This is a genomic window from Rubripirellula tenax, assembly GCF_007860125.1.
In the GTDB taxonomy this organism is placed as follows: domain Bacteria; phylum Planctomycetota; class Planctomycetia; order Pirellulales; family Pirellulaceae; genus Rubripirellula; species Rubripirellula tenax.
Window position 1 is genome coordinate 27,687 of the sequence record NZ_SJPW01000007.1, and the last position, 17,775, is coordinate 45,461.

The following is a 17,775-nucleotide window of genomic DNA, read 5'->3' on the forward strand; positions in this document are numbered from 1 at the left end:
GCTGCTTCGCTGGCATTCTTAGTTCTGACGCATTTGACGCATGACTTCGTCGGTGATCGCTTTCACCAAAGCTTCTTCGTTCATGCCCGATGCCGCACCCGACGAGGCAACGGTTGAGGCTGCCGTGTCGGCCGCTTTCTTCAGTGCCGGTGGTGCCGCAAACGCACGACGCGCTACACCCGAATCGGCCCACGAATCGCGAAAAATATCGTTGGCGCAGATATCACAGTCTTCGTACTCAGGCGTATTGCGTGGATCCTTGTAGCCCCACTTGTCCTTCAAATCGAGCAGTTCTTTTGACTTCTCGCCGCTGAGGTACGAGATGTTTCCGAGTTGTTTCGCCAAGATCAGCATGCGGCAATAAGCATCCAAGATCTCAGTCCACCAGAAAGCCTGCTCAACGTTCTCGCCGTAGCTGACCGTACCGTGATTGGCCAAAATTATCACGTTGGTTCGATTCACGAACGGGACGATTGTGTCCGCAAAACCTTGGCCGCCGGGCGTTTCATACTTGGTGATCGGCACGTCGCCCAAGAACACTTCGACTTCGGGCAGGATGCACTGTGGAATGGGTTCGCGAGCGATCGCGAACGCGGTGGCGTGCGGCGGGTGACAGTGAACCACGCTCTTGATGTCGTCGCGTTGGCGATAGATTTCAAGGTGCAGCAACGCTTCGCTGGACCGTTTCTTGCGTCCCGACAACTGCTTGCCCGTCATGTCGACCAACGAAATGTCGTCGGGCGTCAAAAAGCCTTTGCAGTGCAATGTCGGCGTGCAAAGCACTTCATTTTCGCTAACGCGGACGGTGATGTTTCCATCGTTCGCAGCCGCGAATTGACGGTTGTAAATGCGTCGACCGATGTCGCACATGTCTTGCTTGATTTTATGAAGGTTTTGCATTTCCGAGTTCTCAATAAGGTGTCAATTCAGTGTTCGTATTGATGGGCAACCGATCATCGCTGTACGATTCGGTCGCCCCATTTTCGGCCGTCATCCGAGGTCGACTTCATCCAACAGAGCGACGATCGACGCATCGATCGGCTTGACGTCCGGTCGAAACGGCTGAGCCGCCTCAGGTCCTTCTGCCATCGCCACCAAGTCTCCGACTCCGGCGCCACACAGATCCCATGTCACAATCATTTCACCGCCAAGCGGCTGTGTTTCGATGCGGTCGATCGATTCGACCACTTCCACACATTTCAACGTCGCGCCACGCATCGCCGGATGAGACCGGGCCAGCGTGACCGTTCCAATGGTTCGTGCTATTTTCATGCCCGTGACTTCCCTAATTGGACGGACTTTCGAAATTGAACGATCGAGGCAATCACGTTGACTGCGGCGATCATGTTCAATCGTTTCATGTCCAGTACCCAAACTTGCGGATCCACTTCGCCGCCAAATCTCGCAACGTCGCTTAAAACGCCGATCATCACTGCACGTTTGCCTTGCCCGCCTTGGTCAACGACCTCACGTGCCGGTGTATCGCTTAGCACCACGTCCGCGGTGATCCCCGGGATGCCCCGACGGCGCAATTGGTTTTCGATCGCGGTTCGTCGCTGATCGTCTTGGTCAATCAAATTCTTGGTGCTGTTGGTCTGCCTCGTCGTGCCAATCGCGGCACCCGACTGGCGAACCAGTTGGATGTTTTTTCGTTTGGCTTCGTCCTTGGCTGCCGGCGTGACAACGGCCTTGGGCGATAGGATGAGGGTGGATCCCGCTTCGGTTTCGGCAATGATTCGTACGTCGACGACTTTAGCCAACAGTGCTTCGCCGCCAACGTTTGTCGTGACGTCCGCAGTCGCAGCTTTATGTGCCGTCGCCGCATTCAACCGCGCAACCACTTCCGCGACGATCCTGGCTACCCAGGCTGGGTCGATCGACATGGCGGAAGCGTGTTCACTCATACGGCCGAGTCCAAAATCCCCATCACAGTCCAGCGAGCTGGTGTGTTTTCGTTGTTCGTAAATTCTCTTGCTAATGTTCCGTCGCTGGTCAACAAGACCCGGTCACCCTGTCGGCAACCGAGGTTGTCCAGTGCAATCAACGGTGATCCGTCTGCGGCTTCGTTCAAGAGCAGCGGTTGCACAATCACCAACCGTCGGCCTTTCAGGCTGACGTCTTTGACGGTCGCACGCGTTGATCCAAGGACGATGGCGGTTTGCATCTGGCTTATACCACTCGCAATTCGTCGATCATGCTGCAACGACGTTCGCGAGTGAACGTGTTGGGCGTCGTGACACCCTCACCGGTTGGTCCGGCGATCGAAAACGACAAATAGCCTTCACCGCCCAATCCGAGCGAAGCCATGCAAGGCCCGTTCTTGACGTACAGGGTCGTGTCCAATTCACGACCCATTTTGGTCATGTTGTGGACGTTTCGAGAGTGAATGATGGCGGTGTGTCGGAAACCGTGTTCGTAGAACTTGGCAAGCTCGATTGCGTGATCGACATCGCGGGCTCGAACGAACGGAATGAACGGCATCATCTGTTCTACGGTGACAAAGGGATGATGCTCGTCGGTTTCACCGAACAACAACTCGGTGCCCTCGGGAACCGATACGCCTGCTGCCTGGGCAAGAACGGATGCGTCGCGACCAATGAAGTCCTTGCAAGCCGCATCGTGTTGATCGTCGCCGACCTTGACGATGGCCTTGCTGGTCAGCTTGCTGATTTGATCGGCATCGAGTTGCACGGCACCTGCGCGACGCATCGCTGCCATCATCGCATCGAAAACACTGTCGACGACGAAGACTTCTTTTTCTGCGATGCAAAGCAGGTTGTTGTCGTAGGAACCGCCTTGAATGATGCACCGCGCCGCGTTGTCCAAATCAGCAGTTTCATCAACCACGACGGGCGGGTTGCCCGGTCCTGCTACAATCGCGCGTTTGCCGCTGTTCAATGCAGCGCGGCCGACGGCCGGTCCGCCGGTCACACAAATCAATGCAACCTGGCGATGTTTGAACAGGGCTTCCGCCGTTTCCAACGTCGGTTCGGCAATCACGCAGATCAAGTTGTCGATGCCGATCTCGCGAACGATCGCTTCATTGAATCGACGCACACCCTCGGTGGCAACCAGCTTGCCGGACGGGTGGGGATTGACCACGACGGTGTTTCCACCTGCCAACATGCTGACCGCGTTGCCCGTGATGGTGGGCAAACTGTGCGTCACGGGAGTGATAGCACCGATGACTCCAAACGGCGCTCGTTCGATGATCGCCAACCCGTGATCACCGCTGTAACACTTGGTTTCTAAGAACTCGGTTCCTGGTGACAATTCGCCGAGTGTTCGCAACTTTTCGATCTTGTGTTCGGGGCGACCGATCTTTGTTTCGTTCATCTCCATCATGCCGAGTTCTTCGCAGTTCTCGATCGAGACACGGCGAATGATATCGATGACTTGTTTTCGTGTCGCCATCGACTGGGCGCGAAATTGCTCGAACGCGGTACGAGCAGCATTGACCGCGGAATCCGCGTCATAGAACACGCCATACTGGCCACCGGCATGTGAAGACGATCCGTTCGCCTTGGGCAACGGCCCCACTTCGGCCAAGACTTGAGCGACAACGCTGCGGATGGTGTTTTCGTCGAATTGCATAAGAAGTAGATACTAGGCGTAAGGTATTAGGTTTTAGAGTTCAACTGGCGAACTTTTATTCACGATTCCGGTCGTAGACGTTTAGCTTTTCGATATGGACGCTGTCGACGATGCCGATCACAACGGCATCGATGGGCAGGTCCTTTGTTTCGGGAGTCAATCGTGCGCTGCTCCCCTGGCAAATCAAAACGAAGTCTCCTTCGCCGCTGCCAAGCGTATCAACGGCGATGAATGTGCGCCCCGTCGTCACCATGGATCCACGCTTCTTCTCGTCTAGTCGGTAGGGTTCAACCACCAACAATTTGTGTCCTCTCATCGAGTCCACTTTTTGCGTTGCGACAACCGAACCGGTAACCTTTGCGATAAACATAAGTGTCTTTAACCGGGGTTTCGCGGGTCTTGCAAACGCTCGACACATTGTCGAGCGACGATGACTTCTTCGTTTGTCGGAATCACCAACAACTGTGTGCGACTGCCGGTGGCGTGGAACGATCCTTCACCCTTGATCGCGTCGTTGGCATCCACGTCAACCACGATGCCAAGCTCTTCCAAGTTGGCACAAACGTTCTTGCGAACATCCTTGCCCTTTTCACCGATTCCGCCCGTGAACACGATCGCATCGACGCCACCCATCGCCACGATCATTCCCCCCATGTGCCGACGAACTTCTTCGACAAACGCGTCCAAAGCGAGTTGCGATTTCTCGTCGCCCGCAGCGGCCGCCTCTTCCAGGTCTCGCATGTCGCCACTGCGATCGCTCAATCCCAAAAGCCCGCCTTCACTCGCCAACTTTCTCAACACTTCGTCGAGCGTTAGACCGGTTTTTTCGATGATCAAAGGCAAAGCAAACGGGTCGAAATCGCCGACACGATTGTTTTGAGGCAATCCTGTTTGAGGTGTCATTCCCATCGTTGTCATCACGCTCTTCCCGCCGACGATCGCAGTCAGTGAACTGCTGCCACCCAAGTGACACGAGATCACGCGAGCGTCGTTGCATCCAAGAACTTCTGCGGCGCGGCCGGCGATAAATCGATGGCTTGCGCCGTGGAATCCATACCGACGGATGTGAAACCCATCTGCCCATTCACGCGGAATCGCATACTCTCGTCGCGGCGCCGGAACAGTTTGGTGAAAATCGGTTTCAAATGCCGCAATGAGCGGAAGATCCGGAAACCGCTCGCGAAGCAACTTCATCGCCGCGATGTAGGGAGGATTGTGCGCCGGAGCCGCAGCGTTCATTTCCCCCATCGCATCAAGCACATTGTCGTCGACGACAAAGACACCCGATAGACGACCACCGTGAACGGCTTTGAATCCGATCGCGGCAACCTCCGATGCATCCTTCAGCACTCCATGCTCAGGATTGGTCAACTGTTCCAAGCACGCAGCAACCGCCACGCCATGGTCAGCCACCGGCATCGATCGTTCATCCTTCCAATCGCCGATCTCGACTTCACAATGGCTCATGGGGTCACCGATGCGATCGACTGCCCCTCGCGCCAAACAACGCTCGTCGGACATATCGAACAATCGATACTTGAAGCTGGTCGATCCTAGGTTCGCTACAAGAACAAGCACGGAAGTAACAATCTCGGGTTAGGGAAGCCTTGGCCAATACGATCCTCGATACGGACTCCGCCCTCTAGGTCATCAACTCAGCGCTGACACTCGACGGCACGAACCGATTCGAAAAACGAAGAACTACGACAACAATGCGGCGGCAAGACCTTCGGCCGGACGCGGGATGATGTGGCTGCCGACCAATTCGCCGACTTGCGCGGCGGCGGCGGCACCAGCTTCGACAGCAGCGCGAACGCTGCCGACGTCACCGCTGACGATGGTGGTGACGTAAGCGCCACCGATGTCAACACGCTTTACGATTTGCACGTTGGCAGCTTTGGCCATCGCATCCGTCGCTTCGATCAGGGGCAACAAACCTTTGGTTTCAATCAAGCCGATTGCATCATTCATGGGAGTTTCTCTTCGACAGTGGTTTCAATGGTTGGGTGATAGTTTTGGAACACCGATCACATAGATCGTGGTCGTGTTTACTTTTTGGGTGCGGGGAACTTCAAGACCTTGGTCACATCCTCGTGAGGACGAGGGATGACTTGCACACTGACAACTTCGCCGACACGGCCGGCTGCTGCTGCACCCGCGTCGGTCGCTGCCTTCACCGCAGCAACGTCGCCGGTGACGAATGCGCTGCACAAGCCGCTGCCGACTTTGTCCCAGCCCATGAATTGAACGTTTGCTGCCTTCATCATTGCGTCGCAAGCTTCGACCAAGGAGATGAAACCTTTGCACTCGATCATGCCGAGCGCTTCGCTAACTTTTGCCATCGTTAAAAATGCCTTACTGAGTAGGGAAAGAGGTGTTTGGTGTTAGGACAGGAGAAAAGGATTTAGGAGATTCGTTACCTAAGACCCAATCTTTCAAACCTATTTTTTCTCGCAGCCGCAGCCGCTTTTCTTCAGAACGACTTCGGTGGCTGCGTCCAAGTTGCAGGCGTTGCCTTCGTCTGTATCGATGTGAACTTCCAACTTGGCTGCCTTGTCGGCTCGAACCAACACGTCTTCAAAAGTGACGCTGCAGTCGGGGCTGGAAATTTTCAGTTTCATCATGTCGCCATCGTGAACACCAAAGTGTTCGCAATCGGCAAAGTTCATGTGAACGTGTCGGGCGGCGCGAATGACGCCTTGCGTCAACTGGACGCTGCCGGCGGGGCCGACCAGCACACATCCAGGTGTGCCATCGATTTTGCCGCTATGGCGAACCGGTGCGTCGATGCCCAGTGAAATGGAATCCGTGAGTGCCAATTCAACTTGGCTGAATGGACGTGTTGGGCCGAGAACCCGGACGCTGCCAAGCATCCGGCGACGCGGACCGACCACCATCACGGTTTGTTCGGCCGCATAGAAACCGTCCTGGTACAGATCCTTTTCGGCTTTCAAAACCGAACCGGCTCCAAAAAGGATCTCGACGTGTTCGTCTGTTAGGTGGCAATGCCGCGCCGAAATGCTGACACGCAGATTGGGTTTGCCGTCGACCCATCCAGGCGCATTGGCTGAAGCGACTGCGGGGCTTGCCGTCGAAGTTGGGGAAGATTGGCGAAGCGCTTGCCTTACCAATTGTTCAACGAGACTTCGATCGAGGGAAGTTGAATTCATATCGGAACGTGTTCGCTCAAGTTGCTGATTGATTTTCGGGTGATGCCAAGACTAATTCGACACCTGTCGATTCCAACTGTTCTTTCCACTGGCTTTGTAGTCCGGTGTCGGTAATGACCGTGTCTACTTCGTCTAATCCGCACAAACGGCTCAAACTGACCTTTCCAAACTTGCTGCTGTCCGCGACGACCACGGAACGGTCGGCCGATTCGAGCATCGCTTTTTCGCTTTCTACCAACATCATGTTGCTGTTGAAGAAACCTCGCTCAGTGATTCCTGCCACCGATAAAAATGCTTTTCCGACATTGATGCTTCGCAACATTGCGTCGGCCATTGGGCCGATCGTCACGGCCGTCCGACCCCGCACGCATCCACCAATCATCACTAAGTCGATCGACTCGCTGGTCGATAGCAGGTGAGCGACCGGCAAACTGTTTGTCACAACTTGCAGAGGACGTTGGACCAATTGACGGGCCAATTCGTACGTCGTGCTTCCACCATCAAGCAAAATCGTGTCGTGATCTTCAACCATCGCCGCCGCCGCTTCGCCGATCGCAACCTTGGCCGGCCAGGAATCGTCTCGCCGGTTTTCAAACACCTGAATCGTGTCCGATTCACCCGTCCAGAACGCACCACCGTGAGTCCGTCGTGCCAGTCCTTCACGCTCAAGTTGTTCCAAGTCTCGGCGAATCGTCGACTCGCTGACCTCCAACGACGCTGCAAGTTCACCCAGCGACGCGAATCCGCGAGCCTGCACAAATTCGCGAAGTCGCTCTCGTCGATTTTCGCTCGTAATCATGCCAGCCATCGCAGGACGCCCATGTCACCGATATTCCAAGAATGACAGATTCCTCTCATTCGTGACAGAAATCAATCACCCCGCTGAGTATTTGAGAGAATTTTCGCAAGAAAAACGGTTCCGGCCAGGAATCGACCGCGCCAAGCCAGCGCGTTACGCTGGGACACGCCGCTCGGCAATCGAACAGATCCCCCTTGGCCTCACCTCGCTAACCCAGATTCGACCGATGACATCTTTGACAGGAAAACGAGCCATTGTCTCTGGCGCCTCACGCGGGATTGGGCGTGGAATCGCTATCCAATTGGCCAGGGCCGGCGCCGAGGTCATTGTCAATTTTCGTGGCCATGCCGAGGAGGCCGACGAAGTGGTGGCGAAGTGTCATGAAGTTGGCGGAAAGGCTCACAAGATTGCTGCGGATCTTGGCATTCAAGCGGACGTTGAACGCTTGGTCGCCGAATCCGTCGAGATCATGGGCGGCTTGGACATCGTGGTCAGCAATGCCGCCTACAGCGACCGACACTTGATGCTGGAATCCGATCTTGATGAGTTTCGCAAAACTATCGACGTCAGCATGTGGGGCGCTTTTTATCTGATTCGCAGCGGCGCCAGAGTCATGGTCGATGCCGGCAACGGCGGAAACATGGTCGTCATCAGCAGCCCTCATGCCCACATGCCGATTCCCGGTGCGATGGCGTACAACATGGCGAAAGCCGCCAATGACCAGATGGGTAAGACTGCCGCTTGCGAACTGGCCCCGCACGGCATTCGCGTCAACATCATCCACCCAGGCTGGACAGACACACCGGGCGAGCGAAAGTTCTTCTCCGAAGAAACGCTTGCCCAGGAAGCCGCCAAGTTGCCGATGGGACGCCTCGGAGCCCCCGAAGAGATCGGCCACGGAGTCGTTTTTCTATGCGCCCCCAACAGCAGTTACATTACCGGAAGCACGTTGACGATCGACGGCGGCATTCAATTACCTTGGCGCGAAATGTATCGTGTCAAAGAGAAACCCGCGGGCGCACAGTAGGCTGAACCCGTATTGCCACGCCGGTATCGTCGTCAACATCGAATCGCGCAGCCCTCGGTCCGCATTCACATCCTTTGCGAAGTTATTAACATGGAAAACTGGCCTCTTGGTGTGTTCGCGTCCGTTGACGCAGGACTAGGTGTGGGCTGGAACGTGATCTCGGAATTAAAACTTCCGACGATTCAATTACACGCGCCCCACCCCGACAAACGAAACTCGGCAACGGCGAAATCGTTGGCCGATCAACTCGCTGACATGGGCGTTCGATGCACGGCGGTGTTTGGCGGATTCGACGGCGAAAGCTATGCCGACATTCCGACGGTGGTCCGAACGATCGGATTGGTGCCTGAGTCGTCTCGCGCGGCGCGGCTGCAAGAAATGAAGGACATCTCGGACTTCACCAAGACGCTTCGTTGCGACGCAATCGCGCTGCACCTGGGGTTTGTCCCCGAGGGTCCGTCTGCCGACGGTTACGACGGAATCGTTGCTGTGACTCGCGAATTGTGCGACCACGCAGCCGCGAATGACCAGTATCTGCATTTGGAAACAGGTCAAGAAACGGCTGACGGATTGCTCGAATTCATCCATCACGTCGAGCGTGACAACCTGAAGATCAACTTCGATCCCGCAAACATGATTCTTTATGGAACGGGTGAGCCGATCGATGCGCTTCGCAAAGTCGCCAAGCATGTCCGCAGCATCCATTGCAAAGACGGAACGTGGAGCGATCAGCCGGGCGTGACCTGGGGCGCCGAAGTCGCACTTGGTCAAGGCGACGTGAATATGGCCGCGTACTTGAAGGCGCTTAAAGAGATTGGTTACGAAGGACCGCTGACGATCGAACGCGAAATCCCTCAGGATCCCGTGCGACAAAAAAGCGAGATCGGTGCGGCGATTGATCTGCTAACGAAACTCCGCAGCGAGATACTTGCTTAGCGTGATGGCACCGAAACGTTCACGTCGTCAACCCACGCTTCGCGATTGACGGCCAATCGAATTCGATTTTTGGTCGGGTGCCCGATGCCGGGTGACGAGAACTGACCAACTTCGCTTCCATCAATGGCAACGATCATGGTGTCACCCGAGAGCGTGACGACAAGTTGATGCCATTGATCGGGGGTCAGTTTCACCGGAACGTACTTCACGGCTTTCTTGATTGCGAGATTGTCATTTTCGCTCGCCAAGCCGTCGAGTCGACGTTTGCGGACTTCCAAATTCATCCGCCCCGTTTTTAGGTCTGTCATTTCAACTTGGTTCGCCTTCACCTTTGCCATGCAGATATGGCCTGCGTGAACGGATTTCTCTTTCATGTCCGCGATATTGATTCCCAAATCGTCTTTGGGTCCTAGCTTAAATCGCAATGCAATCGTGGCGTCACCAAAAGCAATGTCTTGAGTGACCGAGACACCGTGGTCGGCTTCGGCATGCTTGACGATGTGGATCGCGCCGTCGACCAAATCGACCTGCTTGTTGCCCTTAGCCCGGCTCTTGCTGTTTGTCCCCCAATTCTTCCCGACTTCCTCCAGCTCGGGCTTGGATTCAGTCCGTTCGAAATCGTCTTGAAATAGGACTTTCGTCGCCGGAGCGTCGGCTTGAAGCTCAACGAATTGAGCGGAAACGGACAAGCTGGCAACGGCGGCGAACGCGAACAATATTCTCATGGTTTTGAATCCAAAATGGAGCACGAAAGAAGCAAACGGGGGACACGATCGTTGGCGCGAGAAGCAGTACGAACGACTGCCACAAACGTCTAAAACGGTTGGATGCTTAAAGCAAGTGCTTTGCTTTGACTTCCAGATATTGGTTCACCAACGGGGCGGTCAGCTCATCCGGGAACGCGTCAACGATCAACACGCCGCGATGTTCCAAGTCTTTGACGACTTGATTGCGCCAAAGCAAAATCTCCGCGGCGGCCGCGGCGCGGTACATCGTGAATGAGTCGCCATCGGGGGAATCGGCGGCGTCGAACATCTCGCGGTCTCTTAGCAGCACGCCAAGCGGCAGGTGTTGTCCATTGATATTGCCCAGATAGTCGACAACGGCGCCCGCGTTGACTTCATCGATCACGTTGGTCGCCAAAACGACAAGTGACCGGCGTTTGCAATGCGACGACAGATACAGGAACGCTTGGTCGTAACGAGATTCAACCAATCTCGGAAACTGGTCAAAGCCCGCTTGGATCAGGCGATTCATTTGACTCTTGCCACCGGCGGGCGGAATGTACGAATGGATTGTGTCGGAAAAACAAAGCATCCCAACGGCGTCGCCCTGCGACAGCGCGACATAGGCCATCATCAGGATCGAATTCAAGGCGTGGTCGAGCAGCGTGTAGCCATCGCGTTGGTTCGTCATCATCCGCCCACAATCGAGAAGAAAGATCACCCGTTGGCTTTGGTCACTTTGAAATTGTCGGACGGTCAGCTTGCGGCGACGGGCGGTGCTGCGCCAATCGATGTGGCGATAGTTGTCGTCTCGGGAGTAATCACGTAGGCGCTCGAATTCGCTGTCCTGCCCAATCCGCCGCGTCTTACGAACACCGATCAGACTCAACCGATTGGTCCTCGCCAACAACGCATAGTCTGCCAATTGCTTCATGTCGGGATAGACGTTCAGCGGGTTTTGCAGCGGCAAGGCGATGTGCCGCTTCCACAAGCGGCACAAACTGGACAGCCGCAGGTACACCGTGCTCAGCTCGAAAGCGCCGCGTCGGCCCGGCGTCAACTTTCGTTTCAACGTCAACTGTCCAAGCGGCGCTAACCGGATTTCATGCTGTTCGGGTGTCGACGAAAAATGCTCCGGCAAATCGTCCCTCAACTCACCGATCAGATTCATACCGCATCGATTTTCGAGCGTGACTTCGCTCGGAATCGAGATTCCCAACGAACACGTTCGCGCAATCGTCCGCCGAACTTCAATGCCCTGGCTGGTGAGCACATAGAGCAGCACCAAATCGCCCGTCGCGACCAACACGAGAGCCAAGTCAACGACCGCAGCAACAACCAAAAAGTTTGGGAAGAAGATCGTCATCACGCAAACGATCAGCGACACGGCTAGCAAAACCACCCATGCAATCGACGGGTAAACCTTCAGCTTCCAAGCGACCATTAACAGCGGTGCGGCCAACGCGACCAAAACCAGCCACGGCAGTTGACTTTGCCATTGGATCTGGTTTTCGAGAGACTGCCGTATCGAATCATTCATGGTGAATTGCAAACCGGCGAAGAAAGCGTATGCGTTGCGGGATTGTAACGGATCGAATCGCTATTTAGGTTGCCATGCCGACTTACTGATATTCGAAAAGACAAACCGAGCCGAATCGTGGAACAATCATTTCTGGCCTATTTGCGAGGCCGTTGCCGCAACCTTCCCCAGGTCACCGTTGGAATCGGTGACGATGCGGCGGTCATCGAACCGGTCGTCGGCCAGCAAATCGCTTGTACCGACCAGATCATCGACGGTGTCGATTTCCTGTCGGCCGAGCACGCTTTGGCGGACATCGGATACAAGTCGATGGCCATCAATTTAAGCGATGTCGCAGCAATGGGCGCGGTGCCGACGTCTGCCTTGGTGACTCTTGCGCTACCCAAAACGAACGCGACTCGCATCGCGGGTGAGGTTTACGAGGGCATTTTTGAAGCGGCGACCACCTTCGGCATCGCCATCGCCGGCGGTGATATCTCGACATACGAAGGCCCGCTGGCGATTGGCGTCACCCTGCTCGGTCACGTTCCCACCGGTGGTGCATGGCTGCGCAGCGGGGCAAGTGTCGACGAAGCTATTTTGGTCAGCGGGGCTTTCGGCGGCAGCCTCGCTGGTCGCCACCTGCGTCCGATCCCGCGAATCGAATTGGCTTCGCGATTGCGCGAACTCGTCGATGTCACGGCTGCGATCGACGTCAGCGACGGACTTTCGCTGGACTTGGATCGATTGCTGGCCAAAAGCGATGTAGGTTGCGAATTGAACGTCGATACGATTCCTATTCACGAGGATGCGATCGAGATGTCGAAAACATCCGGTCGAACGCCATTCCAGCATGCATGGAGTGACGGCGAAGATTTTGAGCTGATCCTTACGATGAGCCAAGCGGACGCCAACAAAGTGCTCTCGCAAGACGTTGGCGTACGACTGTCACAGATAGGGAAAACGACAAGCCGAACCGGATTGTGGAAACTCGAAAACGGCCGGCATGAACGCTTGTCGCCACAAGGATTTACTCACTAGGATTCAATCACAGGCCGGCAAAACGGGCTAAGCGTTTCCTTCGCGATTTGGAACCGCTGCCGGCGTCTCGAGGATCCCCCTGACTCGCGGCCACAAGATCGCGGCTTCGATCAACATCCATGCTTCTAGAACAAGTGTTGCGATTCCGACGCCGATAACGACCCAGTTCGGATTGTCTTCGCTCAGCCAACCGGGCAGCTCCGATAGCATCGCCCAGGCCGGGACGATCAGCATGAAAATCATGGGGATAACGATGAACCAAACGGGAACTCTCCGTCGCCACAAGAAGAATGAAATCACCAAGAACGCCAGCCCGGCCAACAACTGATTCGTCGCACCAAACAGTGGCCACAAAATCAATCCGCCCTTGCCGGCAAACGTGGTCAGCCACCATGCCGCGCCGCCAAGCCCGCCCGCCGTCGCAGCAGTCGGCAAGTCGGAATTCGCAGCAACATAGTCCGCTGGCAGGTTACCGGTGATGGACTCGGCGAAGGTGACCGGAGTCTGGGGTGCCGGCAGTGCGGCAATGATAACCCCCAACGTTACCGCAAAGATGGTGGCTCCGTGTTTGTTCGTTAACCAGACCATCGGATTGAACGACCGTTTCGGCTTGCCGAGTTTGTCACGATCGGCTTGATCGCCCACGAAAGTCGCTGCGAGTTCTTGGATCACGTAGCGTTGCAATCGGCACGCCGTGTCCAGCGTCGTGCCCGCGAACGAAGCGACCAGAACGCCCATGATGGCGACCGCAATCTGCGAAGGTACCGCGATGGCTTTCAAGAAGTTTGCCGATCCATCGACGAACGCGCCTACGGTTGGCCCCAACCCCTTCGCCGACGCCCATGTCGCATACCTCGCATTGAACGCATCGGCGCCCGTCAAGACGTCGGTGCTGCCAACGGCACTGGCCCCCAATCCCAATCCGGCGACGCAGGCCAGGATGACGATCGTCGCCAAAAATCCTTCGGCCAACATCGATCCATAGCCAACGAACAAGGCGTCGGATTCATTCTTGATTTGCTTGCTGGATGTCCCCGACGAAACCAAGCAATGAAATCCGCTGCAAGCGCCGCAAGCGATCGTGATGAACAGGAACGGTATCACCGATGGTGCACCGACCGGATCCATGCGAATCATCGGCGCAACGATCTCAAGCGGGATCCGCTTCCCCGACGCTTCGATCGGGGCACCGCCGAACAAACCCGCCACGACCAAGCCGACAACGACCAGCCCCAGCGCAGTGATCAACTGCAACGAATTGATGTAGTCACGTGGTTGCAGCAGCAACCAGACGGGCAATACCGATGCGACGTAAGAATAAATCAGCAACAGCAACACCCAAGTGATCACGGACCACTGGGACATGGCTTGATTGATGCTGCCCAAAAATCCGTCGTTTCCATGGATCAACGAGACATACATCGCCACCAGCGCAAGGATCGATGGAATCAACAGGTTGACGTTCTTACGATGCAACCACATTCCGATCGCAACGGCGATCGGAATCTGGACCAAGCACGGGATGATGGACGCAGGGTACTGTTTGAAAACGGTCGCGATGACCAAACCAAAGATGGCCAGCACGATGGTCAGTGCCATGAACAGGATCAGCAAGAACAGCATCCGGACCCTTCGATTCAACACCCGACCTGCTACGTCGCCGACGGTTTGCCCACGGCTGCGAATGGAAACGACCAGCGACCCGAAATCATGAACCGCACCGACCAAGATAGAACCCAGCAAGACCCAAACAAGCGCTGGCAACCACCCCCACATCACTGCGATGGCGGGGCCCACAATCGGACCGGTCCCCGCAATGGACGTGAAGTGGTGTCCAAACAGCACCGATTTGTTCGTCGGCACGAAGTCGCAATCGTCGTTTAGCTCGACGCTGGGAACGCCGGCCAACGGATCGAGCCGGAAGATTTTCCGAGCCAACCACCGGCCATACGTATGGTATGCAACCAAATACGCCACCATCGCGCCGACGGCAATCAAAAGAGTACTCATGGCGATCGGACCGATGAAAAAACTAGATAGAAAACAGTATTCGACTGAGACACACTGCCACCGCTACGTCTGGCGGCCGACGAGCCGTATACTGAGCGTCCAACAATCTTAACAACTTTCCCATTGCATACGACTTTCTCGCGGAGCGATTTGAACGTGTCGGAAAACATTGAAAAAACAGTCATCATCGGCAGTGGCCCCGCAGGCTGGTCCGCCGCCATCTACGCGGCTCGAGCCAATTTGAGTCCCGTCGTCTACGAAGGAACTTTCAAACCCGAGATGATTCCGCTGGGCCAGCTCGCTTTCACAACCGAAGTGGAAAACTACGCCGGATTCCCGGCTGGGAATGTTCGCGCGTTCGTTGAATCGGCGGTCAGCCAAGATCGTCACTACAATCTGCCGCCCGCCCCGGCTGGACACGAAAAGGACGGCCAGCCGCACTACGCCGTTCAAGGCACCGAGTTGATGGAGTTGATGAAACAGCAAGCACTCAACTTCGAAACGCGTGTTGTGGGCGATGACATCGAACGTGTCGAGTTCTCGAATTCGGGACCTCATACGCTCTATCCAGGATCAGGCGATCCGATCAAGACCCACACCGTCATCGTGGCAACTGGCGCGCGAGCCAACTATCTGGGTTTACCGTCGGAAGAGAAGTACAAGAACAAGGGCGTCAGTGCGTGTGCCGTATGCGACGGCGCACTTCCAATCTATCGAAGCAAGCCGTTGGCCGTTGTCGGCGCCGGCGATTCGGCGGTGGAAGAAGCCACTTATTTGGCAAACCTGAAGGGCGCGGCAACGATCTACATGATCGTTCGACGCGACCAAATGCGTGCTTCGAAGGTGATGCAGGATCGTGCACTCAATCACCCCAACATCGAAGTCTTGTGGAATAGCGTTGTTGGCGAAGTCTATGGCGACGAAAAACTGGTAACCGGACTGAAGATCAACAGCACGGTTGACGATACGACTCGCGATTTGGCCGTCGGTGGCATGTTCGTTGCCATCGGGCACACGCCCAATACGGCGTTCTTGGATGGCGCCCTGGACGTTAACGAAGCAGGCTATGTGAAGTGGACCAAGCCGTTCCGGACGAATACCAGCGTTCGCGCAGTTTTTGCGGCAGGTGATGTCGCCGACGATTATTATCGTCAAGCGATCACTTCGGCCGGTACGGGCTGCATGGCTGCCCTGGATGCGGAACGTTACCTGGCCGAACTTGAATCATAGCCGAATTCCCTGCCTCCTTTCTTCTCGTCAGCACCCCGCTTCTTCTCGTCAGCACCCCGCTTTATGAACAATCAAACCGACTTTTCGCGTGAAGACGCGATGTTAGCCGACGCCGCGACGAAGGGGCCACTTGGAAAATCCCTCATTTACACGCGGCTTTCCGGTCCTGGATGGCTGCAAGGCGCGATCACGCTTGGCGGCGGGTCGCTGGCCGGTGCGTTGTATCTGGGCGTCATCGCCGGCTATGACCTGATGTGGTTACAGCCGATTGCGATGGTTTTGGGAGTCATCATGTTGAGCGCGATTAGCTATGTCGCGCTGTCAACGGGCGAACGTCCCTTTCAAACGTTGAAGACGCACATCAGCCCCGTGTTAGCATGGGGATGGCTGATCGCCACGATGATGGCCAACATCGTTTGGTGCTTGCCACAGTTCGCCCTTGGGACGGCATCGGTCCAGCAGAATCTGCTTCCATCGACCAACACTGACTCTGGTAAAGCGATCGTGGCAGTGACCATCTTGGTTGTGGCTTCGATTGTGGTCTGGTTTTACAACTCGGGCAGCAAAGGGATCAAAGCGTTTGAGCTGATCTTGAAAGCGATGGTAGGTGTGGTCGTGCTTTCGTTCTTTGGCGTTGTTTTGGCGATGACGTTCGAGGGAGCACTCGATTGGGGCAAGATTTTTGCCGGCTTCGTTCCCAACTTGACCTATCTATTCGAACCAGTGCCAAGCCTTGCCGCCTCGGTTTCGGAAACGGGTGAGTACAGTGATTGGTGGACGAACATGATCGCGGGCATTCAAAAAGACCGAATCATCACGGCGTTCGCGACCGCCGTCGGCATTAACATGACGTTCCTGTTGCCTTATTCGATGCTTCGCAAGGGCTGGGGCGTCAAGCACCGCACGCTCGCGATTTTCGATTTGTCGATCGGTTTGATCGTGCCGTTCGTTTTGGCAACCAGTTGCGTTGTGATTGCGGCGGCAAGCCAATTTCATGGCAACACCTCGGACGTCATGCGAATGCTAGATAATGGGCAAACCGACGCCAGCGAAGTGAAGGAGTATTTCAAATTCCTGGACAAACGAATTTTGCAGGAGTCACCCAATGCCAGCGAGAGCGAAATCGTGCTCGCCCGTGAATCCCTTCCCGAAGCAGACAAGCAAATCGCAGCCATGTTGGTCGGACGCGATAACTTTGCTTTGGCCGGAACGCTTGAACCATTGGTTGGTCGCACGGTCGCTCAGACCCTGTTCGGCGTCGGCGTTTTGGGGATGGCCGTATCGACCATCATCATTTTGATGCTGATTAATGGGTTCGCGTTTTGCGAACTGATGAATGTACCGCCCGAAGGAACGATGCACCGAATCGGAAGCTTTATCCCCGCGGTCGGTGTCCTCGGACCGTTTGTCTGGGGACAAGCCGCGCCGGCGCTTGCGGTTCCGACATCGGTCATCGGTGGTGCGATGTTGCCGATCGCCTACCTTTCGTTTCTGTTGCTGATGAACTCGCGGCGAGCACTCGGCGATGCGATGCCAACAGGCGGCAAACGATTCGTTTGGAATACGCTGATGATTCTGGCAACCGGTGTGGCCGGCTTCGGATCGGCCTGGGGATTGCTGAGCAAAGGGATGATCGGATACGTCGCCCTCGGTGGTATTGCGGTGATGCTACTTCTAGGCATCGGCGGATTCATCAAGAAGCAATCAGAGAACTAATTACCATC

At 55.7% G+C, this 17,775-nt stretch carries 19 protein-coding genes; 5 read left to right on the forward strand and 14 right to left on the reverse strand.

What is annotated here, in order from left to right; translation table 11 throughout:
* Positions 1-18 precede the first annotated feature (18 nt).
* The 11 genes from Poly51_RS23710 to Poly51_RS23760 form a co-directional block, all read right to left on the reverse strand.
* Complete coding sequence (locus tag Poly51_RS23710; protein ID WP_146460794.1) at positions 19-900, reverse strand: class II aldolase/adducin family protein; 882 nt, start codon at positions 898-900, stop codon at positions 19-21.
* Positions 901-990: 90 nt separating this feature from the next.
* On the reverse strand, positions 991-1,272 hold the full coding sequence (locus tag Poly51_RS23715) for a EutN/CcmL family microcompartment protein (protein WP_146460796.1): 282 nt from the start codon (positions 1,270-1,272) through the stop codon (positions 991-993).
* Entirely contained in the window at positions 1,269-1,904 is a 636-nt protein-coding gene (locus tag Poly51_RS23720; protein WP_146460798.1) for a hypothetical protein, read from the reverse strand. The genes Poly51_RS23715 and Poly51_RS23720 overlap by 4 nt, the downstream gene beginning before the upstream one ends.
* Complete coding sequence (locus Poly51_RS23725) at positions 1,901-2,164, reverse strand: EutN/CcmL family microcompartment protein (RefSeq protein ID WP_146460800.1); 264 nt, start codon at positions 2,162-2,164, stop codon at positions 1,901-1,903. The genes Poly51_RS23720 and Poly51_RS23725 overlap by 4 nt, the downstream gene beginning before the upstream one ends.
* A gap of 5 nt (positions 2,165-2,169) precedes the next feature.
* Entirely contained in the window at positions 2,170-3,594 is a 1,425-nt protein-coding gene (locus Poly51_RS23730) for an aldehyde dehydrogenase family protein (RefSeq protein ID WP_146460802.1), read from the reverse strand.
* 55 nt (positions 3,595-3,649) lie between these two features.
* Entirely contained in the window at positions 3,650-3,964 is a 315-nt protein-coding gene (locus tag Poly51_RS23735; protein ID WP_146460804.1) for a EutN/CcmL family microcompartment protein, read from the reverse strand.
* A gap of 8 nt (positions 3,965-3,972) precedes the next feature.
* On the reverse strand, positions 3,973-5,172 hold the full coding sequence (locus tag Poly51_RS23740) for an acetate/propionate family kinase (RefSeq protein ID WP_146460806.1): 1,200 nt from the start codon (positions 5,170-5,172) through the stop codon (positions 3,973-3,975).
* Between the two features lie 123 nt (positions 5,173-5,295).
* The gene (locus tag Poly51_RS23745) at positions 5,296-5,565 is read right to left on the reverse strand and encodes a BMC domain-containing protein (protein ID WP_146460808.1); all 270 of its coding nucleotides are present in this window, start codon (positions 5,563-5,565) and stop codon (positions 5,296-5,298) included.
* Positions 5,566-5,642: 77 nt separating this feature from the next.
* Complete coding sequence (locus Poly51_RS23750; protein ID WP_146460810.1) at positions 5,643-5,936, reverse strand: BMC domain-containing protein; 294 nt, start codon at positions 5,934-5,936, stop codon at positions 5,643-5,645.
* Positions 5,937-6,035: 99 nt separating this feature from the next.
* Complete coding sequence (gene pduL, locus Poly51_RS23755; protein ID WP_146460812.1) at positions 6,036-6,764, reverse strand: phosphate propanoyltransferase; 729 nt, start codon at positions 6,762-6,764, stop codon at positions 6,036-6,038.
* 16 nt (positions 6,765-6,780) lie between these two features.
* On the reverse strand, positions 6,781-7,560 hold the full coding sequence (locus tag Poly51_RS23760) for a DeoR/GlpR family DNA-binding transcription regulator (protein ID WP_146461628.1): 780 nt from the start codon (positions 7,558-7,560) through the stop codon (positions 6,781-6,783).
* 229 nt (positions 7,561-7,789) lie between these two features.
* On the opposite strand from Poly51_RS23760, the gene Poly51_RS23765 reads away from it, so the two are divergent.
* A complete protein-coding gene (locus Poly51_RS23765; protein WP_146460814.1) occupies positions 7,790-8,590 on the forward strand; it encodes an SDR family NAD(P)-dependent oxidoreductase in 801 nt (266 codons plus the stop codon).
* A gap of 90 nt (positions 8,591-8,680) precedes the next feature.
* Complete coding sequence (locus Poly51_RS23770; RefSeq protein WP_146460816.1) at positions 8,681-9,526, forward strand: sugar phosphate isomerase/epimerase family protein; 846 nt, start codon at positions 8,681-8,683, stop codon at positions 9,524-9,526.
* On the opposite strand, the gene Poly51_RS23775 is transcribed toward Poly51_RS23770, so the two are convergent.
* Positions 9,523-10,251 (reverse strand): family 16 glycoside hydrolase, encoded by a 729-nt coding sequence (locus tag Poly51_RS23775; protein ID WP_146460818.1) that lies wholly within the window; start codon positions 10,249-10,251, stop codon positions 9,523-9,525. The two genes, Poly51_RS23770 and Poly51_RS23775, sit on opposite strands and share 4 nt — an antisense overlap.
* A 106-nt stretch (positions 10,252-10,357) precedes the next feature.
* Positions 10,358-11,791, reverse strand: coding sequence for a DUF58 domain-containing protein (locus tag Poly51_RS23780; RefSeq protein WP_146460820.1), 1,434 nt, complete (start codon positions 11,789-11,791; stop codon positions 10,358-10,360).
* A 117-nt stretch (positions 11,792-11,908) separates the two neighbouring features.
* On the opposite strand from Poly51_RS23780, the gene thiL reads away from it, so the two are divergent.
* Complete coding sequence (gene thiL, locus Poly51_RS23785) at positions 11,909-12,811, forward strand: thiamine-phosphate kinase (RefSeq protein ID WP_146460822.1); 903 nt, start codon at positions 11,909-11,911, stop codon at positions 12,809-12,811.
* Between the two features lie 27 nt (positions 12,812-12,838).
* Here thiL and Poly51_RS23790 read toward each other — a convergent pair whose 3' ends face one another.
* On the reverse strand, positions 12,839-14,821 hold the full coding sequence (locus Poly51_RS23790) for a carbon starvation CstA family protein (RefSeq protein ID WP_146460824.1): 1,983 nt from the start codon (positions 14,819-14,821) through the stop codon (positions 12,839-12,841).
* Between the two features lie 156 nt (positions 14,822-14,977).
* Between Poly51_RS23790 and Poly51_RS23795 the strand changes: the two genes are divergently transcribed.
* Complete coding sequence (locus Poly51_RS23795) at positions 14,978-16,051, forward strand: FAD-dependent oxidoreductase (RefSeq protein WP_186775765.1); 1,074 nt, start codon at positions 14,978-14,980, stop codon at positions 16,049-16,051.
* Between the two features lie 63 nt (positions 16,052-16,114).
* Positions 16,115-17,767, forward strand: coding sequence for a divalent metal cation transporter (locus Poly51_RS23800; protein ID WP_146460827.1), 1,653 nt, complete (start codon positions 16,115-16,117; stop codon positions 17,765-17,767).
* The last annotated feature ends 8 nt before the right edge of the window (positions 17,768-17,775 follow it).